The organism is Chthoniobacterales bacterium, assembly GCA_036569045.1.
Classification (GTDB): Bacteria; Verrucomicrobiota; Verrucomicrobiia; order Chthoniobacterales; family JAATET01; genus JAATET01.
Genome location: DATCRI010000048.1, coordinates 1 through 23,687, shown reverse-complemented (window position 1 = coordinate 23,687; position 23,687 = coordinate 1). Strand labels below are relative to the sequence as shown.

The following is a 23,687-nucleotide window of genomic DNA, read 5'->3' as shown; positions in this document are numbered from 1 at the left end:
CTTCACTGGCTTTTATGGCGATGGCGTCTAACGTGCGCAAGTGCTCGTGCGGAAGAAACCCACGCTCAAACGCCTCTGGCTGAAGACCTCGCGGCGCGTGCGCGCCAGATCGCGTCGCGCCTCGCGCCGCCGCCGGCACCCGTTTCTCGTCGCTTTTTTCAAGCTCGGCCTCTGCGCCCTCGTGCTCTGGGCGCTCATTGCCGCGGCCTTCTACGCCTACGCACTCACGTTCGACCTCCGCGCCATTCAGGACATGCCGCAGCGCTCCGTCGTGCTCGATCGCACCGGCCAGATCTACAGCCGGCTCGCCGGGGAAAACCGCATCGTCGCACCCTTCGACCGCATCTCGAACCACTTCGTCAATGCGCTCATCACCCGCGAGGACACTCGTTTTTACAGCCACCACGGCGTGGACCCCATCGGCATCGCCCGCGCCGTCGTTCGCAATCTGCTGCTCGGCAGCGTGCGCGAAGGCGCATCGACCATTACCCAGCAACTCGCGCGTAACAGCTTCGCGATCGGCGGCCGCACGCTGCTGCGCAAGCTCATCGAGGCCGCGCTGGCCTTCCGCATCGAGACCGAGCTCACGAAGGAGGAAATCCTCGAGGCCTACATGAACCGCATCTACTTCGGCTCGGGCTACTACGGCGTCGACACCGCCAGCCGCGCGTATTTCGGCCATCCCGCCGCGAAGCTCTCGCTCTCCGAGGCTGCGCTGCTCGCCGGGCTGATCCGCAGCCCCACGCGATTCTCGCCCTTCAACGACCTCGCGGCCTCGATCCGCAATCGCGACGTCGTGCTCCGTCGCATGCACGAGATCGGCCTCGTCGATGACGCGCAGCTGGCCGCCGCGCTGGCGGATCCCGTTCGCCTTGCCCCGAAACGGAATGCCGCCGAGGAAGAAAACTGGGCCACGGCCACGATTCGCCGCGAGCTCGCGCTCGTCCTTCCCGAGGATCGCCTCGCCGAGGGCGGACTCCGAGTCCACACGACGATCGATTCCCGCCTGCAGGCCGCCGCAGAGAAAGCCTTGTCCGCCCGCCTTGCCCAAGTGGAGCGCCGCCCCGGCTATCCGCATCCTCGAAAGAGCGCGGGCACGGACGAATACCTGCAGGGCGCCCTGCTCGCCATCGACAACCGCACCGGCGGCATTCGCGCCGTCGTCGGCGGCCGCGACTACGGCGACAGCAAATACCACCGCGCCTTCGACGCGCACCGTCCCGCCGGTTCCACGGCCAAGCCCTTCGTCTTCGCCACCGCCTTTGCGAGGGGCGTGCGACCCGGCGATCGCGTATCCGACGCGCGCCTCGGCCGTGACGAGATTCCCCGCGACCTCGGCCGTTACAATCCCGACAACTCGGACAACTCCTACGGCGGCGACATCCGCGTTGCCGACGCGCTCATCGACTCGCGCAACACCGCCAGCGTGCGGGTCGGCCTTCGGGCCGGACTCGGCAACGTCGCCGCCACCATCCGGCAGGCCGGCCTCGCCGAAAGCGTCTCCCCCTTCCCCTCGCTTTGCCTCGGCTCCTTCGAGACGACGCTGAAGGACCTCACCGCCGCCTACACCGCTTTTCCGGATGCGGGCATCCGCCGCCAGCCATTCCTCATCGAGAAAGTCACCGACACCGAGGGCAACGTGCTTTTCCAATCCACCCACGGGCAGATCCGCTTCCTCGACGCCCGCGCCGCCGCCGCCACGGCGGAGATCCTCGACGACGTCGTTGCCCGCGGCACCGCTGCCAGCGCCCGGCAGCTTGGCCTTCGCAAGCACGCCGGAGGCAAGACCGGCACCACCGATCAATTCCGCGACGCCTGGTTCGTCGGCTTCACCCGCTCGCTCACCTGCGGCGTCTGGGTCGGCTTCGACCGCCCGCAGACCATCCTCCGCGGCGGTTACGGCGCCGACCTCGCCCTGCCGATCTGGGTCGACGTCATGCAGGCCGCCGACGCAAAGGCCTATCCCGACTGACGCCATGACCGGGCTCCTTCTCGATCCGATCTACAGGAACCACGACACCGGGTGGGATCACCCCGAGGCGCCGGAACGCATCGACGCCATTCACGACTCGTTCGATTCCGCCGGCCTGATCGCCACCTCCACCCGCATTGCCCCGCGACCCGCCACGCTCGAGGAAGTCGGCCGGGCCCACGACCCGCGCTACATCGAGACCGTGCTCGCGCTCATGGCCCGCGGCGAAGACTCCCTCGCCAACGGCGACGTGAGCGTCTGCCGGCAATCCGGCGACGTCGCCCTCCAGGCGGTCGGCGGCGTGCTCAATGCCGTCGACGCCGTCCTCTCGGGCAAACTGGACAACGCCTTCTGCGCCGTGCGGCCACCGGGGCACCACGCCACCGCCAGCCGCGCAATGGGCTTCTGCATCTTCAACAACGTCGCCATCGCCACTCGCCACGCCCAGGCGGTGCACGGCGTGGAACGCGTCGCAATCCTCGATTGGGACGTCCACCACGGCAACGGAACGCAGGATATTTTCTACGCCGACGGCACCGTTCTCTTCGCCAGCACCCACCAGCGCCCCTGGTATCCCGGCACGGGCGATCGGGAGGAGACCGGCGAAGGCTCGGGCGCCGGTCTCACCATCAATCGTCCCTTCCGCGCCGGCGCGGGATTCGCCGAAATCGGCGCCGCTTTTCGCGACGAGTTCCTGCCCGCGGTGCGCGCATTTTCGCCGCAGCTCATTCTGATTTCCGCCGGTTTCGACTCTCGCCTCGGCGACCCGCTGGGCGAATTCCGCCTCACCGACGCCGACTTCACCACGCTCACTCTCGACACGCTGGAAACCGCGGCCGCCATCGACGCCCGCGTCGTTTCCGTGCTGGAAGGCGGCTACTCGCTCCCCGGTCTCGCGGCCGCCGCAAACGCCCATTTTCGCGCCCTCCGCGACGAAGGTTGACCCGCCTCGCAAAAATCCTTGCCACGCCTCCGTGGAACACCCTAGATAGCGCCAAGCTATGAAGTTTCCCGCCCTCCTTGCTTTCGTGTTGGCCGTTGGCGCATCCGTCGCCCTCGCCGACATCCAGTCCCCCCCGGCTTCCGATTACGGCCCGACCCGTAAGCTCGGCCGCGGGCTCGCCAACATCGCTTTTGGCTCCTCCGAACTCATCGACTCCTTTGTCTCGATCAACTACTCCGAAGGCAACGCCGCCGCATTCAGCTACGGCATCGTCCGCGGCACGGGCCGTTCGCTCGCCCGCCTCGGCTTCGGCATCTACGAAGTGGCACTCTTCCCCTTCCCGACCTACAAGGGCAGCTATCGTCCGCCCTACAAGAGCGACATTCCCTGGATCCATTGCGGTTACAGCGAGTTCCCGCCGGAGCTCGGCTTCGAGACGCGTTACAACTACGTGCGCGACTACCAGCAATCGCCCTCGCTCTAAGCGAACCGGCAACCATCTTGAAACGGCGGAGAGCAATCTCCGCCGTTTTTGCTTTTAGATTTCTGTCCGACCGGCTTCGAGCCGGCCCACGGTCTCGCGGCGGAACTCCTCGAACGATCCGTCGAGAATCGCCGCCCGCGCCCGCTTCGCCAGTCCCACGTAAAAATGGAGGTTGTGCATCGTCACAAGGCGCAGCCCGAGGATCTCCTCCGCCTTCACGAGATGGCGCAGATACGCGCGGGTAAACTGATTTCGGCAGGCGTAACACTCGCATCCGGGCTCGATCACGCGCTCGTCGCGCGCGAAGGGTGCGTTCTTCAAACTCAGCGTCCCGTCTGCGGTGAAGGCCGTGCCATTGCGCGCCAGCCGCGTCGGCAGCACGCAATCCATCATGTCCACGCCGCGGGCGATCAGCTCGATCACCTGCTTCGGCGTGCCGAGCCCCATCGCGTAGCGTGCGCGATTCGCCGGCAAATGCGACTCCGCCGCCTCGACCGCGGCAAACATCTCCGGCTCCGGCTCTCCCACGCTCACACCCCCGATGGCGTAGCCGTCAAAGCCGATCTCCACGAGCGCCTCCGCCGATCGCTGGCGCAGATCGGGATAGCCCGAGCCCTGCACGATTCCAAACACCAGCGGCCGTCCCTCGGCGGGCTGCGCGTCCCACCACTCGCGGCAGCGTTTTGCCCAGCGCAGCGTGAGGTCGAGGCTCTTCGCGGCATCCTCGTGCGAGCACGGATGCGGCGGGCATTCATCGAAGAGCATCACGATGTCCGAGCCGAGATCGCGCTGGATCTCCATCGAGCGCTCCGGCCCGATGAACGTCGGCGTGCCATCGAGATGGTTCTGAAAATGCACGCCCTCCTCGGTGATCTTGCGCAGCTTCGCGAGCGAGAAGACCTGGAAGCCGCCGCTGTCGGTGAGAATCGGCCGGTCCCAGTTCATGAACCGGTGCAGGCCGCCGAGATCGCGAATGAGGCCCTCGCCGGGCCGCACGTGCAGGTGATACGTGTTCCCGAGAATGATCTGCGCGCCCGTCGCCTTCACCTCGTCGGGCGTCATCGCCTTCACCGTCGCCTGCGTGCCGACCGGCATGAACACCGGCGTCTCGACGACGCCGCGGCGCGTCTGCAACGTGCCGGCGCGCGCCTTGCCGACCGTCGCCTGAACGGAGAAACCACTCACAGCGCCCAGACCGACTTGCCCGCCACGATGGTCCGCACCGCCCGGCCCTTGAACGTGTGCCCGTGGAACGGAGAGTTGCGCGACGGCGACGCCGTCTCCGTGAGGTCGTAGGTCCACTCGGCATCCGGGTCGAGCAGCGTCACATCCGCGGGAGCGCCGACGGAGAGCGTGCCGCGATCGAGCCGCAGGAGCTTCGCGGGATTGATCGTGAGCATCTCGACGAGTCGCGGAAGATCGATCGCTCCGCGTTTGTGCACGAGCACGTCGCAGAAGATCGCAAACTCCGTCTCGAGGCCGAGAATGCCAAACGGCGCATGGTCGAGCTCGACCTCTTTCTCGTAGGGGGCGTGCGGCGCGTGGTCGCTCGCGAGAATGTCGATCGTGCCGTCCGCGATGCCGCCGATGAGCAGATCGATGTCCCATTCCGTGCGCAGCGGCGGGTTCATCTTGTAGTTGGAATCGTAGCCCTTGAGCGATTCGTCGGTGAGCGCGATGTGATGCGGGCAGACCTCGCCGGAAATCTTCACGCCGCGCGCCTTCGCCTCGCGAATCAGGCGAATGCTGCCTCCCGAGGTGAGGTGCTGGCAATGGATCGGCGAGTCGCAAAGCTCGGCGAGCATGATATTGCGCATCACGATGAGCTCCTCGCCGATGCGCGGCCAGCCCGGCAGGCCGAGCCGCACGCTCCATTCGCCCTCGTGCATGATCCCGTCCCCGACGATGCCGTAGTCCTGGCAATGGTCGAGCAGCGGCAGGTCGAACATCCGCGCGTATTCGAGCGCCCGCCGCATCACCTCGTTGTTCTGCACGCAATGGCCATCGTCGGTGATCGCCACGATGCCGGCCTTCTTCATCGAAGCGACCGGCGCGAGTTCCTCGCCCTTGAGTCCCTTGGTGATCGCCCCCGTGCAGAAGACGTTCACCTGCGCCATGTCGTTCGCGCGTTCGTGAATCCACGAGATTGTCGACGGATTGTCGGCCACGGGATTCGTGTTCGGCATGCACACGACGCTCGTGAAGCCGCCCTTCGCCGCCGCGGCCGTGCCCGTGCCGATCGTTTCCTTGTGCGATTGTCCCGGCTCGCGGAAATGCACGTGCAGATCGATCAGGCCCGGCGCCACGACGAGCCCCTTCGCATCGATCGTCTCATGGGCGGAGGTCGCGTCGTCGACGATCACGCCGTCGCGGATCCAGAGGTCCGCGATCTCGTCGCGCTGGTTCGCCGGATCGATGATCCGGCCGTTCGTAATTTTCAGGGTGCTCATACGGCAGCTCCGGCGTTGCCGGCGCACAAATAAAGGACGGCCATCCGCACGGCGAGGCCGTTGGTGACCTGCTCGAGAATGACGTTGTTCGGCCCGTCGGCCACATCGCTGTCGATCTCGACGCCGCGGTTGATGGGACCGGGGTGCATCACGAGACAATCCGGTCGAATGCGCGCGGCGCGGGCTTTCGTCAGCCCGAAAAGCGACGTGTATTCGCCAAGGCTCGGGAAATATTCCTTCCGCTGCCGCTCGTGCTGGATGCGCAGGAGATTGATGACCTGCGCGGATTCGAGCACGTCGTCGATGCGATGCGTGACCTTCGCGCCCAGAGATTCCAGCGAACGCGGAACGAGCGTGGTCGGCCCGACGAGCGTGACGTCGGCGCCAAGCTTCACGAGAGCATGCACGTTCGAGCGCGCCACGCGACTGAAGAGAATGTCGCCGACGATCGCGACTTTCAGGCCCGCGAGATCGCCAAAGCGCTCGCGCATCGTGAAGACATCGAGCAGGCCCTGCGTCGGGTGCTCGTGCGAACCGTCGCCGGCGTTGATCACGCTGGCCTGCAGCCGCTCCGCGAGGAATTGCGCCGCTCCGGCGGAGCTGTGGCGCAGCACGATGATGTCGGCGAGCAGCGCCTGAAGATTGAGCGCGGTGTCCTTGAGAGTCTCTCCCTTTTGCAGGCTCGAGGCCGTCGCGGCGATGTTCACGACGTCGGCGCTGAGACGATGCGCGGCCAGCTCGAACGACGTGCGCGTGCGCGTGCTCGGCTCGACGAAGAAATTCACGAGCGTCTTGCCGCGAAGCGCGGGCACCTTCTTGAGCGTGCGCTGGCCAACGCCCTTGAAAGCCTTGGCCGTGTCGAGCAGGAGCGTGATCTCGTCCGAGCTCAGCGCATCGAGCGCCACGAGATCCTTGCGAGTCCAGGTCACGGGCGTCGTCATGGCTTCACCACCTGCACGCTGTCCGGCACGTTGTCGGAATTTTCAAATCGCACGCGAATCTTCTCCGTGCGCTCGGTCGGCACGTTGCGGCCCACGTAATCGGGGCGGATGGGCAGTTCGCGATGGCCGCGGTCCACGAGCACGGCGAGCTGGATCCGATCCGGCCGGCCAAAGGAAGCCACCGCATCCATCGCGGCGCGACAGCTGCGGCCGGTATAAAGCACGTCATCGACGAGGACGAGCGTGCGCCCCTCGAGATCGAAGGGCAGCTGGGTTTCCTCGAGCGCGGTGAACCGTTTGCGGGTGGCCAGATCGTCGCGATGCATCGAGACATCGACGACGCCCATTTCGGGGCGCACGCCCTCGACGCTGGCAATGTGATCGACGAGCCGACGCGCGACCTCGACGCCGCGAGTGGGAATGCCGGCGAGCACGAGCCGGGAGACGTCGGAATTCTGCTCGATGATCTCGTGCGCGATGCGCCGGATCGCCTTGCGGATCGCATCCGCATCCATGACCACAACGGTGGCCGGTTTCTCTGGAATCTGGGTCATTCAAGTCTCCTTCGCAGTCTCGCGGGACTGCATTAAAGGAAAGCCGGAGGGGTCAGGCCACGCCCGCCTCCGTGCGTTCGCCGTTCGTCGGCGGAGTCGCCGGCTTCACGCGCAAATCACGCCACTCGGACCGGTATTTGATGATCCAGTCGAGCAACGCGCGCTCGAAACCGATATCCCGGCCGGCTTTCTCACTCTCGATCCATTTGTGACGCAGGATCTCTTCGCGCTCCGCAAGATACTCGCGGTAAAGGGAGGAATTTTTTACGAGATCGAAAGGAACCTCGGTCTTCGGTGAACTCATATGCAATCGGGTGTTATGGTGGGGGGACTACAGAGAAAAGTCAATGTCATGGCGACTTATCCCTTCACAGTCATGCACTTACATTTGTGGAAAATTTTTCAGCGATGGTGAGAGCTATTTGAGCAAATGCCGTGCCGGATGGACCGTTCCCGGCAAATTCGGCCACCGGCCGGCCAATGTCGCCGCCCTCGCGGAGGGCGACCTCGATCGGAATTTCACCCAGCAGAGGCACCCCGAGCCGCTGCGCCTCGCGAGCCCCTCCCCCCTTTCCGAACAGGTCGTAGCGCACGCCGTCGCTCGGACACTGGAAGTAGCTCATGTTCTCGATGATGCCGATCACCGGGACATTCGTCTTCGCAAACATGCGGGCGGCCTTACGGGCATCGATCAACGCAACCTCTTGCGGCGTGGTGACGATGATTGCGCCGGCCAGCGCGACGGTTTGCACGATGGTGAGCTGGATGTCGCCGGTTCCAGGCGGCAGATCGAGAATGAGATAGTCGAGTTCGCCCCAGGCGACCTGCCGGAGAAATTGCTGGGTGTAGCGAGTGACCATTGGCCCGCGCAGCACGGCCGGGGAGTCGTCATCGAGGAGGAAACCCATGGACATGAGCTCGACGCCGTAACGCTCGATGGGAATGATCCGATTTTCGTCATCGGCGGTGGGGCGCTCGTTCGCGCCGAACATCAGCGCGATGCTCGGCCCGTAAAGGTCACAGTCGCAAAGTCCGACCCGCGCGCCCGCACGGCGCAGCGAGACGGCAAGATTGGCGGCCACCGTCGACTTCCCCACCCCGCCCTTGCCGCTGGCCACGGCGATCACGTGCTTCACGCCGTCGATCGTCTGCGGCCCCGAGGCGCCGGCGGCCGCGGTCGGCGCGCCCTGAATATCGATCCGCACCTCCACCTTGCCGGCGCCGGGAATCGCCCGCAGCCGGGCCACGGCGGCCTCGTGAATGGCCGCAGGAATCTTCGGGTCGTTGGTGGTGACCACCAGGCGCGCGTGGATGTCGGCGCCGTGGGCGTGCGCCTCCCTGACCAGCCCGAAGGACACGATGTCCCGGTTGAAGCCGGGGTATTTCACGTCCTTCAACGCGGCGAGAATCTGCTCTTCGGAAATCATGCGGGGATACTTCTACCGAACGAATCGTCGGGAAAGGAAGGGAGGATTCCTTCCGTCCGGAAAACTCAAAACGTCTTGCGCAGATGGCTCGGCAGGATGTCGAGCTGCTCGCGGTATTTCGCCACGGTGCGGCGCGCGATGGGAATGCCACGCTCCTTGAGAATCTCGAGAATCGCCTGGTCGCTGAGCGGGCGGTGCTTGTCCTCCTTCTCGACGACGTCGGAGATGACCTTGCGCACGCTCTCGTTGCTGATGTCGGAGCCGCTCTCCGTCTGGTAGCCGGGCGTGAAGAAATACTTCATCTCGAAGACGCCCTGGGGCGTGAGGAGATACTTGCCATTCGTCGCGCGGCTAACGGTCGTCTCGTGCACGCCGACGGCGAGCGCGACCTGGTTCATGGTCATCGGACGGAGCGCGCCGGGTCCCTCACGCAGAAATTCCTCCTGCCGCCGCACGATCTCGCGCGCGATGTTCAGAATCGTCTGCTGGCGCTGCTGAATGCATTTGATGAAGAACCGGCCGCCCTTGATCTTGTCGCGGATGTAGTCTCGCACCTGCCCGCGCGAATTCGGCTCGGACAGCAGGTCCTTGTAGTAGTTGCTGATTCGCAGCATCGGCACGTGCTCGTTGTTCAGCGAGATCGAGAAACCGCCGTCCTCCTCCTCCTCGACGATGACGTCGGGCTGGATCACGTGATCGATATGCACGGAAAATTGTCGCGCCGGCCGGGGCTCGAGCGTAGCCAGAAAATCCGCCGCCTCCTGCACGTCGTGCACCCCCACCCCGAGGCGTCGCGCCACTTCGGGAAAACGGCGCTTCAGCAGGTCGTCGAGATGTCCGTTCACGATTCGCGCCTCGAGGCTCTCGGCTTTGCCGAGGCGGCGAAGCTGGATCGACAGACATTCCTTCAAGTCCCGCGCGGCGACGCCGACCGGATCGAGCCCCTGCACTTCGCCGAGCACGCGCTCCACCCGCTCGGGGCGAGTGTTCGTGAGATTCGCCAGTTCGGCCACGGTCACATCAAGCAACCCGGCCTCATTGAGATTTCCCACGATCGCGTCGGCCACCTCCCGGTCTTCGTCGTCCAACTCCGAGAGCGCAAGCTGATCGATGAGATGCTGCTGGAGGCTCTTCGGCGTGTGCAGGGAATTGAAAAGAAATTCGCGGCGTTCCTGCGCCTCGGCCGATCGGCCGTCGTAGGCCCCGCTCTGCGACATGTAATCCCGCCACTCCTCGTCGAGACGATTGACCTCCCTGAGATCCTTCTCCCATTCGTCCGGACTGTCGGCTCCCCCTTCATGTTCGGGAACCTCTTCCTCGAGGACGGGATTCGCCTGCAATTCCTGCTCGACCAGATTGCGAAGCTCGAGCACCGGCGCCTGCAGGACCTGCAGACTTTGCTGCATCTGCGGCGACAGCGTTTGCTGAAGCGAAAGACCAAGAGACTGCTCAAATCCGGCCATCACGACCGTAATCAGGCATCGATCCTGCTTGCGCAAGCACTTTCCGAGCCAAATTTTGAATCGCCTCTCAAACTGCCACGCACTGGTAGGTTTCCCTCACTACATTTTTGCGATTTCTTGAAGGAAACGGCTGATTCTGAACGCGCAACCGCAGATCCGCCGCCCGCTGGTGCGACTACCGGGAGACGGCACTCTCGAGCATGCTGGCGAGCTCGCTTCGCTCCTGCGAGGTGAGATGGGGAGCTTCGGAAAGCGCGGACGCAGCCTTCGCCGGGGCATTCGCAACGAGGCTGGCGAAGGCAGTGGCGAGGACCGACCGGCGGACATCCGGATTCGAAATCAACACCGCGCGACGCCAGGCGTCCTGCGGACGATCACCGGATTCCTCCTCGGCAAGACTGCGATTCGCGACGTCGCGATCCGCGGCGTCTGGCATCCGATCGATCCATTGCGTGACTTCGGAGGCGGAGGCATCCGCCCAGGTCGAAACCACGCCCGTGATGGCCTGCTGCCGGGCCAGTGGACTTGTGACGGCAAGCGCTTCCCGGCCCGCCGTGTGGGGATCGCTTTCCGACCAGGCGGAGAAGACGGCGCCGTAGGTCTCCGCGTCGCGGAACCCATTGGCCTGACAGTAGCGATAAGCCTGCAGGGCATCCGTCTCGGCCCAGGCGCCGAGCGCCGCGCGACGGCTCCCGGTCTGCAGAACTCCCGGCAGCGAGTTCGTCCAGGCAAGCGCGGCCGCCGGATCCTTCGCCGCAAGCGCGTGGGCGATCGTTTCGGAGGCATCGGCCATCAGGTTGAAGTCGGGATTTTCCGACGGAGGCGTATCCTCGCCGCCGGCGTCGCGCACGAGCTCGTTCCCCTGCGCGTCGAGCTCAGGAGCATCCGGCAATCCGCGGCGACGGCGGTCCTGCACGAGGAGGCGCTGATAATTATCCGCGATCCGCTTTTGCACGGCGCCAAAGGCTTCCTTCGCGCCGGCCGGATCCTTCTCGGCCATCACCACGAGAACGCTGTTCATCGCCGTCGCGATTTCCGTGTCGTGCGGGAGAGTTCCAGCCCAGCCGATGGCGCCCTGGGGATCGTTCTCCGCAAAGCCTTCACCGATGGCGGAGAGCGCCTCGACGCGCCGGAGCGGATTATGAATCTCGCCAAGCAAGGCAATCGCCTCCTGGGGGTTGTCCCGGGAAAGTTCGCCCGCGATGGTGACGCGGGCCTGGTCGAGGGAGTCGTCGAGCAGCCAGGCCTCCGCCCATTTCAGGGCGCGATGGGGATCGTCCGCAGCGGTTTCCTCGATCAACCGGGAAACCATTTCCGCGAGATAGGGAGAACGCGCCGCGCGGTCGTCGAGATGCGGCAACGCATCGGGAAGCACGGCAAAAAACTGGGCCGACAGAGCGTCGCCGTCGTCCATTCCGAGAGAGTCGAGAAAGGTGCGCACGCGTTGCGGATCGCGGCCGAGCCAGTCGGAGAGAAGCGTCGCGAGTTTCTGGTCGCGCGCCTTGGAGGCCGGCAGCGCAAGAATCTGGCGCACGGAATCGGGCAGCGTGGCAGCCACGGAGGATTTTTCCGCGGCAGTCGCTGGGGGAAGGGTCGGCGTCGAAGCGGCGGACGGGTGGCCGGCTGGCCGCAGGAGCCAGGCACCCGTGCCGAGCACCACCAAGAGGGCGGCTCCTCCGATCCAGAGAGCCGGCGAGAATGAGAAACGGGAATTCATCGGGAAATGGCAAAGGAGCGACGGCCCTTTCGACCGCCGCTCCGGTTGAGGTGAGGAACGATCAGATGTCGAGAGCGTCTTCCTTCGGCAGCTTCACGGTCTTCGTGGACGCCGTTGCATTCCCGGCGGAATCCCGGACGATCGCGACGACCTTCACCGAGCGCACTCCCTTGCGAACGAGCTGGCGCACGAAGGACATCGACTTCGACGCCACCCACCCCTTCGCGGTGAGCTTCACCTCGGCGCGATCGCCGTGCACCGTGACGGTGACGCTGGCCACACCCTTGTTGTCGTAGGCGCCTCCTCCGAAATAGACGCGGGCCTTCTTGCCGGAGCCCTTCACATCGGCGCCGCCGCGGATGGAGATGCCCGGACGAACCGCATCGACGACCGGCGCGGTGGCCGCGTCCGGATCGTATTCGATGTGCTCTTCAGCGAGCGCCGGAGCGAGCGGCGAAACGATGCGCTTCTTCGTGGCCTGCTCGTAGGCGCCAACCATGGCCATCAGATCCGCGTCGGCGAAGTATTTGTTGCCGAGGAACCCGAGGTCCGAAGGCTCACCCGTGGGCAGCACGCCCATGGGCACCGCGACGAACGGCAGCGAGAACGAATTGATGAGCGTGCGGCCGGGCGCGGAGCTGGAGCCACCGACGGCACTGGGGTTCGTGCCGATCGTCTTGCTCGTCGCCACGGGGAAGATGAGCGCATCGATCGGAGTGCCACCGGGGCCGGCGGTCGCGAGCCAGGTCTCGTAATCCGCGATCTGGTAGCGAACCGCGAGGAAGTGCTGCTGGGCGAGCGGGTTGTTGAAACCGTAGGTAGTCTTGTTGAGGATCGCGTCGCGCATCGCCTGCGAGATGCTGCTGGTCGATACGGGGTTGATCCAGCGCATGACGGTGGCGAGCTTCTGGTCTTCCGTGTCGCCGGGCGAGGTGGCGACGGCCTTGATGAGCTCCTGGAATGGGAAGGCCTTCGCTTCGGGCACCATGCTGCCCGTGAGGTCGGCAGTCACCGGATTGTAGAGCACGCGCTTCGGCTCCGATCCCACCGCGATCGAGGACGGAACGGAGTCACGGCGACCGGTGTAGGCGATGTCGATGTAGGTGGACGTGTCGCCCGGTTTGATCGGCAGCGTGACGTCGACAACGGTGGCGCCGGCGGCAACGAGGTCGGCCTTGGCCTGCTGGAAGAGGGCATTGATGTCCCCCGCCGCGCTCGTATTCGCATCGATCGCCGCCTGGGTAGCGAGGTAGTTCGTGAGAACGCCGAACGTCTTGCCGGTGAGCGAGCCCGCCGCAAGCTTCGTGGCGTAGCCGGAGGGACGGGCGCGGCCCGGCGAGAGCTGGACGAAATTCCAGACGTCCTTGGAATCGAGCGCGCTCACGACGTCGAGCACCTTGGCATTGTCGACGGCATAGCGCGTCATGGGGCCCGGCTCGTCACGGTCGCAGGCGAGCGGCACGGCGCCGCGCACGGAGATGACCGAGTTGCTGGACTTGATGCCGACGACGCCCGCGCGATCGGAGGGCACCCGAATGGAGCCGCCGGTTTCGCAACCAATGGCGAAGAACGCCATGTTCGCCCCGGTTGCCACGGCCGAGCCGCCGCTGCTGCCGCCGGAGTTTGTGTAAGGGACGTAGGCATTCTTCACAGTCCCCCAGTTCTGCGAGACCGAGCTGCCCGTTCCGGTCTGGAACTGGTCGAGATTCGCGTGACCGAGGAACACCGCGCCGGCCTCCCGAAGTTTCTCGAGGAGGAAGGCGTCGAAGGGCGACACGAGGTCCACCCAGGCGTTGATGCCGTTGGTCAACGGCATGCCCTTCGCGGCGATGGAGCCCTTGATGACGAAAGGCACGCCGAGGAGCGGGCCGGTTTCGCCCTTCGCCCGGCGAAGATCCGCCGCGGCGGCCTCGGCCAGGACATCGGGATTGATTGCGGGCACGGAGTTGAGCTTCACGCCGCCCTGGTCGTAGGTCGCGATGCGCTGGAGGTAGATGTTCACCAGTTCGACGCTGGTGAGCGCCTTGGCGTCCATCGCCGCCTGGAGGTCGGCGAGCGTCGCCGTCTCCAGGTCGAAAGAAACGAGGGCTGCATTCGCCTTACTCGCACCGCACGCGAGAAGGAATCCGGCCGCAAGGAGCGACCCCATCCATTTGTTCGGAAAAATCATGGTTCTTTGTTTTTTGGTGGTTGCTGGCTCGACTTCGAGCGGACCCCATTCAAAGCACCGCGGGTGCCACTCGAGGCATTAATTGCAAATATAGTGCAGCAACTTCAGCCCACAGCGCCGTGATATTTTCTCAGATGGATATGAGAAAATACCAACAGTCGCCGGAATTTTGCGCCGGAGTTCCTAACCCTTTCGGGTGAGCTTGCGCCGGATCGCGGCAAGGGCGTCCCGGGTCGACTCCACCCGAAACGCCAGACAGAGAAGGAGATAGATCGCGCCACCGGCGCCGACCACCACGCCGAGGCTGACCAGACGCACGACAAACGGCGCCTCGAACAGCCAGGCGTGCAGCCACGTCGTCGCGGCCCAGCAGGCCGCCCCCATCGCCGCGGCGGCGAGGCCGCAGCGAACCCCGGCGCTGAGCAACTGGCCGGTGTGCAATGTGCCCGCCGTGCGGTGCATCAGGACGTAGAGGATCAAGAAATTCAACGTGGCGGCGAGCGCGGTCGACAGCGCGAGGCCGCGGTGACCAAAGCCGGCGTGGAAAATGAGATACCAGTTCAGCGCGATGTTCAGCGAGATGGAGCCGAAGCTCACGAACATGGGCGTCCACTTGCGATCGATCGCGTAGAAGGCCGGGGACAGCACCTTGATGCCCGAATAGGCCACGAGCCCGAGCGCGTAGAATTGGAGGGCGGCGGCGCAGTTCAGCGAATCGCGCGACACGAAGTTGTGATGCTCGTAGATGAGCGAGATGATCGGATGCGCGAGGAAGAACAGACCGACCGCCGACGGGAGCGTGAGGAACACGGCGAGTCGCAACGCCTTGCCGAGCGTGGGGCCAAATGCGCTGCGGTCGACATTGGCCGCGATCCGCGAAACGACGGGCAGCGTAATCGTGGCCACCGCGACGCCGAAGATGCCGATCGGCAGCTGCATGAGGCGGAAGGCGTTATTGAGCCAGGTTACGGCCTCCGGACCGAGACTGGAGGCGAAGCTCGTGTTGATGAGCACGTTCACCTGCACGGCGCTGGCGGCGATCACCGAAGGCACCATCAGCAGCAAAATCTGGCGCACACCGGGGTCGCGCCATTTGAAATCCGGTCGGAACGAGAAGCCCACCCTGCCGAGGCTCGGAATCTGGATCGCGAGCTGGAGCAGGCCGCCGAGCAGCGTTCCGCAGGCCAGCCCGATGAGCGCGCGTTCGCCGAAATGCGGATCCAGCCACCAGCCCAGCGCGAGGCCGCCGACGATCGAGCCGATATTGAAAAAACTCGAGGCCATCGCGGGCACGCCGAAGACGTCGCGCGAATTCAGCATTCCCATCACCAGCGCCGCCAGCGAGACGAGCAGGATGAAGGGAAACATGATCTGCGTGAGCAGGACGGTGAGGCTTTTGAACTCGGGCGAGAAGCCCCACGCGAGCAGCCCCACAAGCGGCTCGGCGAAGACGACGCCAAGAATCGTCACCACGCTCATGAAGACCGTCGCCAGCGTCATCATCTTCGAGGCCAGCACCCAGGCCGCCTGCGGCCCCTCGCGCTCGATCTTCTTCGAGAAGACCGTGATGAAAGCCGTCGAAAGCGCGCCTTCCGCGAAGAGGTCGCGCAGAAGATTCGGCGCGCGGAAGGCGACGATGAAAATGCCGAGCAGCTGCGAACCGAACAGCGCACTGAAGACCACCTCGCGGACGAGGCCCAGCACGCGCGAGCACATCACCGCCAGGGCGATGATGCCCGAGGCCTTCGTATTGAGCTTGTGACTACCCACGCGCGGCGGCCTTTCGAAGTCGTTCCATGATGGCGATGCCGAGACCTTCCTCGGGCCCGGGCAGCGCCACAATGCGATCCCATCCCGCGGCGTCAAGCCGGCGCATGGCCGCGTAGAGATTTGCCGCGACTTCGCGCGGATCGCCCGACGCCGAGAGCACCTCGACGGCGCCGAATCCGGCTGCGTCGACCGGTTTCCACGCGAGCAACCCCTCCCGCGCGTTCGGGACCGGCTCGGCCACGATGTCGAGCGGCGTGCGTGGCGCGTAATGGCTCTTCAGGCTGCCCGGCACCGCGATATCCCCTCGCCCGGCAGTTCGCACCGGCGCGAAGACGGACAACGCCTCCGCGGTGATCGGACCCGGACGAAGAATTTCCAAATGCCCGTCGGCGACCAGCACGATGGTCGACTCGATGCCGTGGGCGCACGGTCCGCCATCCACGATCAGCTCGATGCGACCGTCGAGCTCGGCGAGCACGTGCGCGGCCGACGTGGGGCTGATGCGACCGAAGCGATTTGCACTCGGCGCGGCGAGCGGCGTGCCGGCATTCATGGCGATCTGCCGAAAAACCGGATGCGCGCTCAGTCGCACGGCCACGGTTTCCTGGCCCGAAGTCACGATGTCCGGGACGATCTCCCGCCGCGGCAGCACGAGCGTGAGCGGGCCGGGCCAGAAGGCCTCGGCGAGCCGGATCGCCACGCCGTCGGCCTCGGTGAGGCGCTCGAGCCACTCGAGACCGGGGAGATGGACGATAAGCGGATCGCTGAGCGGGCGCTCCTTCGCTTCGAAGATGCGGGCGCAGGCCCGCGGATTCAGAGCATCCGCGGCGAGGCCGTAGACGGTCTCGGTCGGGAGGGCGACGGGATCGCCGGCGCGCAGGGCGGCGGAGGCGCGGCGAAGCGTGGCGGGGTCGTCCGCCGCGAGGACTTCCGTTTTCAAGCGAGCTTGCTGGCGAGGGCGGCAGCGGTCTGGTCCTTCCGAAATTTCGTGAGCGCGGCGCGCACGCCCTCGAACTCCGGCGCGAGCAGCTCGGCGGCGAAGATTGCGGCGTTCTTCGCGCCGGCGACGCCGATCGCGAACGTGGCCACAGGAATGCCGGCCGGCATTTGCACGATCGACAGGAGCGAGTCCATGCCCTTGAGCGCCCTGCTCTCCACCGGCACGCCGAGCACCGGGACGAGCGTGTGGGCCGCGAGCATGCCCGGCAGATGGGCCGCCCCGCCAGCGCCGGCAATGATGGCGCGCAGGCCGCGTTTCTGCGCGGACTTTGCATAACGGGAGAGCAAATCCGGGGTGCGGTGGGCGGACACGACGCGGCATTCGTGTGGCACGCCGAATGCTTCCAGCAACGCAGAGCTTTCTCTCATGGTGTCCCAGTCCGAAGTGCTTCCCATCACGACTCCGACAAGCGGTTTTTTCTCCATCAGCGTTCGTATATGCGGATTCCGGTGATTTTTGTAGCGAATAACCGATTGACGGCCCATGGGGAAAATCTCTAGGCGCAGCGGAAACGACGTCCCGGAGCGAGACGACCGGCGGCGGCACAGATTTGTAGATGTTTTATGGCTCGAGGAACAGTAAAGTGGTTTAACGACAAAAAGGGATTTGGGTTCATTGTCGATCCTGAGGTCTCGGGTGACATTTTCGTCCACTTCTCCGCCATTCAGGCGAAGGGGTTCAAGACGCTCAAGGAGGGCGAGGACGTGGAATACGAACTTTATCAGGACGAAAAAGGCTCGCGTGCCAAAAACGTCATGAAAGTGTAGCGGGGTGTTCCCGAACATTGTCCTGATTGGTTTCATGGGGAGCGGCAAGTCCTCCGTGGGCCGCCGTCTTGCCACCCGGACCAGCCACCGTTTTGTCGATACCGACGAGCTCGTCGCCACGCGCGCGGGCCGCTCGATCACCCAGATCTTCGCCGAGCATGGCGAAACGCATTTTCGTGACCTGGAGACTGCCGCTCTGCTCGAATGTGTCGGGCGCACCGGCATCGTCCTCGCGACCGGCGGCGGCATCATCCTCCGCGAGGAAAACCGCGAGACCCTTCACCGCATCGGCCCGGTCGTCTGGCTGGATGCCGATCCCGATGCCCTCTTCGAGCGCGTCTCCCGCAACAAGAAGCGTCCCCTCCTCCAGACCGAGGACCCCCGCGCGAGCTTCGACACCCTGCTCGCCTCGCGTCGGGAAATTTACGCGGCAACGGCGGATTTCCGCGTGGATTCGACCGGCGAATCCCACGACGACGTCGCCCAGGCGGTGCTGAACGAGGTGGAACGCATCCAAAAATTCACGCCCGGGGTTTGACAGTTGACGCCCCCAAAGCGGCGCGATTTAATTGACGTGCTATCGAGGCGGGGAAAGTCACGGACGGCGTCGTTCGGGCTCAGATGTAGCCGCTGTCGCACGAGCAACACTCATTCAACATCATCATGGCAAAAATCGGCATTAATGGCTTCGGCAGAATCGGACGTCTCGTGTTTCGCGCGATCGCGGAACAGGGCCTCCTCGGCAAGGAAATCGAAGTGGTCGCAGTCAACGACCTCGTTCCCGCCGACAACCTTGCCTACCTCGTCAAATACGACTCCACTCAGGGCAAATTCGCCGGCGAGGTCTACAGCGAAAAGTCCGATCCGTCCCTCGCCGAGGACGACACGCTTGTCGTTGACGGTCACAAGATCAAGTGCCTCGCCGTGAAGGAAGGCCCCGCCGCCCTTCCCTGGAAGGATCTCGGCGTCGATATCGTCATTGAATCCACGGGCCTCTTCACCGATGCCGCCAAGGCCAAGGGCCACCTCGACGCCGGCGCCAGGAAGGTCATCATTTCCGCTCCCGCCAAGGGCGAGGACATCACCGTCGTGCTCGGCGTGAACGACGACAAACTCGACCTCGAGAAGCACCACATCATTTCCAACGCCTCCTGCACCACGAACTGCCTCGCGCCGGTCGTGCACGTGCTCCTCAAGGAAGGCTTCGGCGTCGAGGAAGGCCTCATGACGACCATCCACAGCTACACCGCCACGCAGAAGACCGTGGACGGCCCGAGCAAGAAGGATTGGAAGGGCGGCCGCAGCGCTGCGATCAACATCATCCCCTCCACCACCGGCGCCGCGAAGGCGGTCGCGCTCGTCTGCCCCGAAGTGAAGGGCAAGCTCACCGGCATGTCGTTCCGCGTGCCTACGCCCACGGTTTCCGTTGTCGACCTCACCGTCAAGACGACCAAGGCCACGAGCTACGCGGAAATCTGCGCCGCGATGAAGAAGGCCAGCGAGACCTATCTCAAGGGCATTCTCGGTTACACGGGCGACGAAGTCGTTTCGTCGGACTTCATCCACGACACGCACTCGTCCATCTTCGACGCCGGCAGCGGCATCGAGCTCAACAGCAACTTCTTCAAGCTCGTGAGCTGGTATGACAACGAGTGGGGCTACAGCAACCGCACCGTCGATCTCCTCAAGCAAATCGTCGGGTAAAAAAACCACTCTGACACTCTGAATCACGCGAAAAAGGGGGAACTGGAGAAAAACACTCCTTTCCCCCTTTTTCCTTTTCCCTCGTTCAACGACCTCTCCTCACATGGCTAAAAAAACGATCAAGGACCTCGATCTCGCCGGAAAGCGCGTGTTCATTCGCGTGGACTTCAACGTCCCGCAGGACAAGCAGACCGGCGAAATCACGAACACCCAGCGCATCACCGCCGCGCTTCCCACGATTCAATACGCGCTCGAGCAGGGCGCGTCCGTCGTTCTCGCCAGTCACCTCGGCCGCCCGAATGGCAGGAAGACGCCCAAATACACGCTCGCGCCCGTCGCCGCGAAGCTCGAGGAACTCCTCGGCAAGCCGGTCAAATTCCTCGACGACTGCGTCGGCCCCGAAGTCGAGGCCGCCTGCGCCGCGCTCGCACCCGGCGAAGTTATCCTGCTCGAAAATGTCCGCTTCTACATCGAGGAAGAGGGCAAGGCCAAGGACGCCGACGGCAACTCGGTGAAGGCCGATCCCGCTGACATTGCGGCCTTCCGTGCGAGCCTCACGAAGCTCGGCGACGTCTACGTGAACGACGCCTTCGGCACCTCGCACCGCGCGCATTCGTCCGTGGTCGGCATCGAAGTGCCGGACAAGGTCGCCGGCCTGCTCGTCGAGAAGGAACTCACCGCCTTCGCCGCGGTGCTCGAGCATCCGCAGCGTCCCCTCCTCGCCATCCTTGGCGGCGCCAAGATCGCCGACAAGATTCCGCTCATTCGCAACCTGCTTGACCGCGCCGACGACATCATCATCGGCGGCGGCATGGCCTACACCTTCCTCAAGGTGCTCAACGGCATGGAAATCGGCAACAGCCTCTACGATCCCGCCGGCGCGGAGATCATTCCCGAGCTCGTCGCCAAGGCGAAGGAGAAGGGCGTGAGCATTCACCTGCCGGTCGACTTCGTCACCGCCGACAAATTTGCGCCCGACGCAGAGGTCGGCGCCGCCACCGTCGAGGAGGGCATTCCCGCCGACCGCGAGGGCCTCGACGTCGGCCCGAAGAGCCGCGAGCTGTTCGCCGCCGTCATTGCGAAGTCGAAGACCATCATCTGGAACGGACCGGCCGGCGTGTTCGAATTCGACGCGTTCGCCGAAGGCACGAAATCGATGGCCGTCGCCATCGCGGAAGCCACCGCCGCGGGCGCGACCACGGTGGTTGGCGGCGGAGACACCGCCACCGCCGCGAAGAAATTTGGCGTGATCGACAAGGTCACCCACGCCTCGACGGGCGGAGGAGCTTCGCTGGAACTCCTCGAAGGCAAGATTCTCCCCGGCGTCGCCAACCTCAACGACAAGTAAACACCCTCATGCGCAAAAAAATCATCGCCGCGAACTGGAAGATGAACCAGACCGTGGCCGAAACCGAAACCTTTCTGAAGGACTTCCGCCTCGAGGTGGAAGATGTCTCCGGCGTCGACATCGTCATCGCCCCGCCCTTCACCGCGCTCGTGAAACTCTCCGAGCTGCTCGGCGGTTCCCAAAAGATCCGCACCGCGGCGCAGAACATGTATTTCGAGACGAGCGGGGCCTACACCGGCGAGATCAGCGCGCCGATGCTGCGCGAACTCTACGTGAAATACGTGATCCTCGGCCACAGCGAGCGCCGCGCGATCTTCGGCGAGACCGACGCGATCATCAACAAGAAGGTCATCGCCGCGCTCGAGAACGAGCTGAAGCCGATCCTTTGCGTGGGCGAGACGCTCGAGGAGCGCGAAGCCGGCAAGGAAAAGGAAGTGCTCGAGACCCAGCTTCGCGGCAGCCTTGCGGGCGTGACGCCGGAGCAGTTGCTCGAAATCGTCATCGCCTACGAACCCGTGTGGGCCATCGGCACGGGCAAGACCGCAAGCACGGCGCAGGCGCAGGATTGCCACGCCCACGTTCGCGCGGTGCTCGCCGAGCTTTCCGACGCAGCCACGGCGGACAAGGTGCGCATCCAATACGGCGGCAGCGTGAAGCCCGCGAATGCGGCCGAACTGCTCAGCCAGCCCGACATCGACGGCGCCCTCGTTGGCGGCGCGAGCCTGGATCCCCGCAGCTTTGCGGAGATCGTGAAGGCCGGAGCGCGAGATTGATTCTTTTCACCACCAAGACACGGAGACATCAAGAATTCGAAATCTTGGAGCCTTGGTGTCTTGGTGGTAAAAATCGTTAGATCACCTCGAACTGGCTCATCATCCGGAAGAGTTCGAAGCGCTGCGTAATGTCCTCCGCCGTGACGGTGCGGAGCCGCTCGAGGCTGAACTTTTCGACGTTGTAGCTGGCGAGCACGCTGCCGTGAACGACGGCGGAGCGCAGAGCGCTGAAGGTCACGCGGCCGCCGCGCTTCGCGAGATAGCCGGCAAGGCCGCCCGCAAAGGTATCCCCCGCCCCGGTCGGATCATGAATGTCCTCGAGCGGGTAAGCCGGGCAGCTGAAGAACTCGCCCTCGCCGAAGAGCAGGCAGCCGTGCTCGCCCTTCTTGATGGCGACGTATTTCGGCCCCATCGCCTGAATCTTGCGACCGGCGCGGATGAGGCTGGTCTCCTCGGTAAGCTGGCGGGCCTCGCCGTCATTGAGGATGAGCATGTCGACGCGGGCGAGCAGCGAGACGAGTTCCTCCTTCGCGATGCTGATCCAGAGATCCATCGTGTCGGCGATGATGAATTTCGGATCGGCGATCTGATCGAGCACGTGGTGCTGCAGCGCGGGAGCGATGTTCGCGAGCAGAACGATCGGCGTGGCGCGGTAGGCCTCCGGCAGCGTGGGCGTGAAGTGCTCGAAGACGTTCAGTTCGACGGAGCGCGTTTCGCGGGTGTTCAGGTCCCACATGTATTCGCCGGACCAGCGAAAGGTCTTGCCGGGGACGATCTGCAGACCGGCGATGTCGATGCGGCGGCTGCGGAAGAGCTCGACGTGGTCCTTCGGGAAGTCATCGCCGACGACGCCGACCAGGTTCACGGGAGCGGAAAAGGCCGCGGCCACGGCGGCGTAGGAGGCCGAGCCTCCGAGGAGATCGGCATGCTCCTCGATGGGAGTCTTGATGGTATCGAGTGCGATGGAGCCAACGACGAGAACGGACATAAGGCGCGCAAGATGCAAAAGCCCCCGCGCGGTTGGCGAGGGAAAAACTTGCGGCTACGAGGAGGCCGGCACGCCGCCGAGAAAGGTCACGAGCACGGCACGCAGCGCCTCCCTCCGAATCGGCTTCGCCAGAAAGTCGTTCATGCCGACGGCCACGCATTCGTCACGTTGCTCTTTCATGACGTGGGCCGTGAGCGCGACGATCCAGGCCTGGTCGCCTCGTTTCCGCAGTCTCGCGGTCGTCTCGAGGCCATCGAGGCCGGGCATCTGGATGTCCATGAAGATCAGGTCGAACGCCGTCTGCGAACAAACCTCGAGACACTTCTCGCCGCCGTCCACGACCTCGGCCACAAAGCCGAGGCTGGCGAGCATGCGCCGGATCAGCTTCTGGTTCACCACGTTGTCCTCGACGACGAGGATGCGCGTCGAGCGCGGATTCGCGGCGGAGAGCAGGCTTTCCTCCGCCGATTCCGAAATGGGGATCTTGCCTGGCAGAGCCCGCTCGGAGAAGATGGCCGAGAGCGCTCCGACGAGGGCGTTCGCATGCACGGGTTTCGCGAGGCGGCCCCATTCGCCGGGCAGGTTTGGCGGCTGTTCCGAGGCTGGCACGCCGAGGGGCACGAGCTGCAGGACGGGAATATTCGCGGCGGCGGCGTAGTCGGCCAGCCCGGTCGGATCGTCCGTGAGCATCGAGTCGATGACGACGAGATCGACGGCCTTCTCGTCGTCGAAAGCGGCATGAACTCCGGCCAGCGACGCGCAGCCCGCCGTCTCCACACCGAACGAGGCAAGTTGCTCGAGAAGCGCCGTGCGCAGGGCGTCGTTCGCCTCCGCGACCACGATGCGGCGGCCCGGGAACTGCGGTGGAGGATCGCCGGGTTTCGCCGCGTCGCGCTGTAGCCGCACCGTCAGGGCAAAGGTCGTCCCCCACCCCGGCTCACTCGAGACGGAGATTTTTCCGCCCATGGCATTGACCAGTCGACGGCAGATCGCGAGACCAAGCCCGGCGCCACCGTAGCGACGCGACATCGAGCTGTCCGCCTGCATGAACGGCTCGAAGAGATGCGCGAGCTTTTCTTTCTCGATTCCGATGCCGGTGTCGCGCACGAGAAACTCCATCGTCATTTCGCTGCCTTCCAGCCAGACGAGCCGGCCGGAGACCACGACGCTGCCCGCTTCGGTGAACTTCACCGCGTTGCCGACGAGGTTGGAAAGC

The 23,687-nt window shown here is 64.7% G+C and carries 22 protein-coding genes; 8 read left to right on the top strand and 14 right to left on the bottom strand.

Features of this window, described 5'->3' with window-relative positions; translation table 11 throughout:
- Window positions 1-46: 46 nt before the first annotated feature.
- From VIM61_09220 to VIM61_09210, 3 genes are read left to right on the top strand one after another with little or no spacing between them, the layout of a single operon-like run.
- Window positions 47-1,972 (top strand): PBP1A family penicillin-binding protein, encoded by a 1,926-nt coding sequence (locus tag VIM61_09220; protein HEY8900580.1) that lies wholly within the window; start codon window positions 47-49, stop codon window positions 1,970-1,972.
- A gap of 4 nt (window positions 1,973-1,976) precedes the next feature.
- Window positions 1,977-2,915, top strand: coding sequence for a histone deacetylase (locus VIM61_09215; protein ID HEY8900579.1), 939 nt, complete (start codon window positions 1,977-1,979; stop codon window positions 2,913-2,915).
- Window positions 2,916-2,973: 58 nt separating this feature from the next.
- Window positions 2,974-3,399 (top strand): exosortase system-associated protein, TIGR04073 family, encoded by a 426-nt coding sequence (locus VIM61_09210; protein HEY8900578.1) that lies wholly within the window; start codon window positions 2,974-2,976, stop codon window positions 3,397-3,399.
- Window positions 3,400-3,453: 54 nt separating this feature from the next.
- Here VIM61_09210 and tgt read toward each other — a convergent pair whose 3' ends face one another.
- The 12 genes from tgt to purE form a co-directional block, all read right to left on the bottom strand.
- Window positions 3,454-4,584 carry a tRNA guanosine(34) transglycosylase Tgt gene (tgt, locus tag VIM61_09205; GenBank protein ID HEY8900577.1) on the bottom strand — a complete coding sequence of 377 codons (1,131 nt, stop codon included), beginning with the start codon at window positions 4,582-4,584 and terminating at the stop codon, window positions 3,454-3,456.
- Window positions 4,581-5,849, bottom strand: coding sequence for a dihydroorotase (locus tag VIM61_09200; protein ID HEY8900576.1), 1,269 nt, complete (start codon window positions 5,847-5,849; stop codon window positions 4,581-4,583). The genes tgt and VIM61_09200 overlap by 4 nt, the downstream gene beginning before the upstream one ends.
- Complete coding sequence (locus tag VIM61_09195; GenBank protein ID HEY8900575.1) at window positions 5,846-6,790, bottom strand: aspartate carbamoyltransferase catalytic subunit; 945 nt, start codon at window positions 6,788-6,790, stop codon at window positions 5,846-5,848. Before VIM61_09195 ends, VIM61_09200 begins: the two co-directional genes overlap by 4 nt.
- Window positions 6,787-7,344, bottom strand: a complete 558-nt coding sequence (gene pyrR / locus VIM61_09190; protein HEY8900574.1) for a bifunctional pyr operon transcriptional regulator/uracil phosphoribosyltransferase PyrR — start codon at window positions 7,342-7,344, stop codon at window positions 6,787-6,789. The genes VIM61_09195 and pyrR overlap by 4 nt, the downstream gene beginning before the upstream one ends.
- A 52-nt stretch (window positions 7,345-7,396) precedes the next feature.
- Window positions 7,397-7,648, bottom strand: coding sequence for a hypothetical protein (locus VIM61_09185; GenBank protein ID HEY8900573.1), 252 nt, complete (start codon window positions 7,646-7,648; stop codon window positions 7,397-7,399).
- Between the two features lie 70 nt (window positions 7,649-7,718).
- Window positions 7,719-8,771: an Mrp/NBP35 family ATP-binding protein gene (locus tag VIM61_09180; protein HEY8900572.1), complete on the bottom strand. Its 1,053-nt coding sequence runs from the start codon at window positions 8,769-8,771 to the stop codon at window positions 7,719-7,721.
- A gap of 65 nt (window positions 8,772-8,836) precedes the next feature.
- Window positions 8,837-10,270 carry an RNA polymerase factor sigma-54 gene (gene rpoN, locus VIM61_09175; protein HEY8900571.1) on the bottom strand — a complete coding sequence of 478 codons (1,434 nt, stop codon included), beginning with the start codon at window positions 10,268-10,270 and terminating at the stop codon, window positions 8,837-8,839.
- 139 nt (window positions 10,271-10,409) lie between these two features.
- On the bottom strand, window positions 10,410-11,951 hold the full coding sequence (locus VIM61_09170) for a hypothetical protein (GenBank protein ID HEY8900570.1): 1,542 nt from the start codon (window positions 11,949-11,951) through the stop codon (window positions 10,410-10,412).
- Between the two features lie 61 nt (window positions 11,952-12,012).
- Window positions 12,013-14,121, bottom strand: coding sequence for an amidase family protein (locus VIM61_09165; GenBank protein ID HEY8900569.1), 2,109 nt, complete (start codon window positions 14,119-14,121; stop codon window positions 12,013-12,015).
- 183 nt (window positions 14,122-14,304) lie between these two features.
- The gene (gene murJ, locus VIM61_09160; protein ID HEY8900568.1) at window positions 14,305-15,891 is read right to left on the bottom strand and encodes a murein biosynthesis integral membrane protein MurJ; all 1,587 of its coding nucleotides are present in this window, start codon (window positions 15,889-15,891) and stop codon (window positions 14,305-14,307) included.
- A complete protein-coding gene (locus VIM61_09155) occupies window positions 15,884-16,831 on the bottom strand; it encodes an L-threonylcarbamoyladenylate synthase (protein ID HEY8900567.1) in 948 nt (315 codons plus the stop codon). Before VIM61_09155 ends, murJ begins: the two co-directional genes overlap by 8 nt.
- Window positions 16,828-17,286: a 5-(carboxyamino)imidazole ribonucleotide mutase gene (gene purE, locus VIM61_09150; GenBank protein HEY8900566.1), complete on the bottom strand. Its 459-nt coding sequence runs from the start codon at window positions 17,284-17,286 to the stop codon at window positions 16,828-16,830. Before purE ends, VIM61_09155 begins: the two co-directional genes overlap by 4 nt.
- 168 nt (window positions 17,287-17,454) lie before the next feature.
- On the opposite strand from purE, the gene VIM61_09145 reads away from it, so the two are divergent.
- The 5 genes from VIM61_09145 to tpiA all read left to right on the top strand — a co-directional run bounded on the left by VIM61_09145 (window position 17,455) and on the right by tpiA (window position 21,483).
- Window positions 17,455-17,658 carry a cold-shock protein gene (locus tag VIM61_09145; protein ID HEY8900565.1) on the top strand — a complete coding sequence of 68 codons (204 nt, stop codon included), beginning with the start codon at window positions 17,455-17,457 and terminating at the stop codon, window positions 17,656-17,658.
- Window positions 17,659-17,662: 4 nt separating this feature from the next.
- A complete protein-coding gene (locus tag VIM61_09140) occupies window positions 17,663-18,196 on the top strand; it encodes a shikimate kinase (GenBank protein ID HEY8900564.1) in 534 nt (177 codons plus the stop codon).
- Between the two features lie 125 nt (window positions 18,197-18,321).
- Window positions 18,322-19,362, top strand: coding sequence for a type I glyceraldehyde-3-phosphate dehydrogenase (gene gap, locus VIM61_09135; GenBank protein HEY8900563.1), 1,041 nt, complete (start codon window positions 18,322-18,324; stop codon window positions 19,360-19,362).
- A gap of 103 nt (window positions 19,363-19,465) precedes the next feature.
- Window positions 19,466-20,710, top strand: coding sequence for a phosphoglycerate kinase (gene pgk / locus VIM61_09130; protein HEY8900562.1), 1,245 nt, complete (start codon window positions 19,466-19,468; stop codon window positions 20,708-20,710).
- Between the two features lie 8 nt (window positions 20,711-20,718).
- Window positions 20,719-21,483 carry a triose-phosphate isomerase gene (gene tpiA / locus VIM61_09125; protein ID HEY8900561.1) on the top strand — a complete coding sequence of 255 codons (765 nt, stop codon included), beginning with the start codon at window positions 20,719-20,721 and terminating at the stop codon, window positions 21,481-21,483.
- A 76-nt stretch (window positions 21,484-21,559) separates the two neighbouring features.
- On the opposite strand, the gene VIM61_09120 is transcribed toward tpiA, so the two are convergent.
- Window positions 21,560-22,471 carry a PfkB family carbohydrate kinase gene (locus tag VIM61_09120; GenBank protein ID HEY8900560.1) on the bottom strand — a complete coding sequence of 304 codons (912 nt, stop codon included), beginning with the start codon at window positions 22,469-22,471 and terminating at the stop codon, window positions 21,560-21,562.
- Window positions 22,472-22,525: 54 nt separating this feature from the next.
- Window positions 22,526-23,687, bottom strand: a 1,162-nt coding sequence (locus VIM61_09115) for a response regulator (GenBank protein HEY8900559.1), incomplete at its 5' end; no start/stop codon positions are given.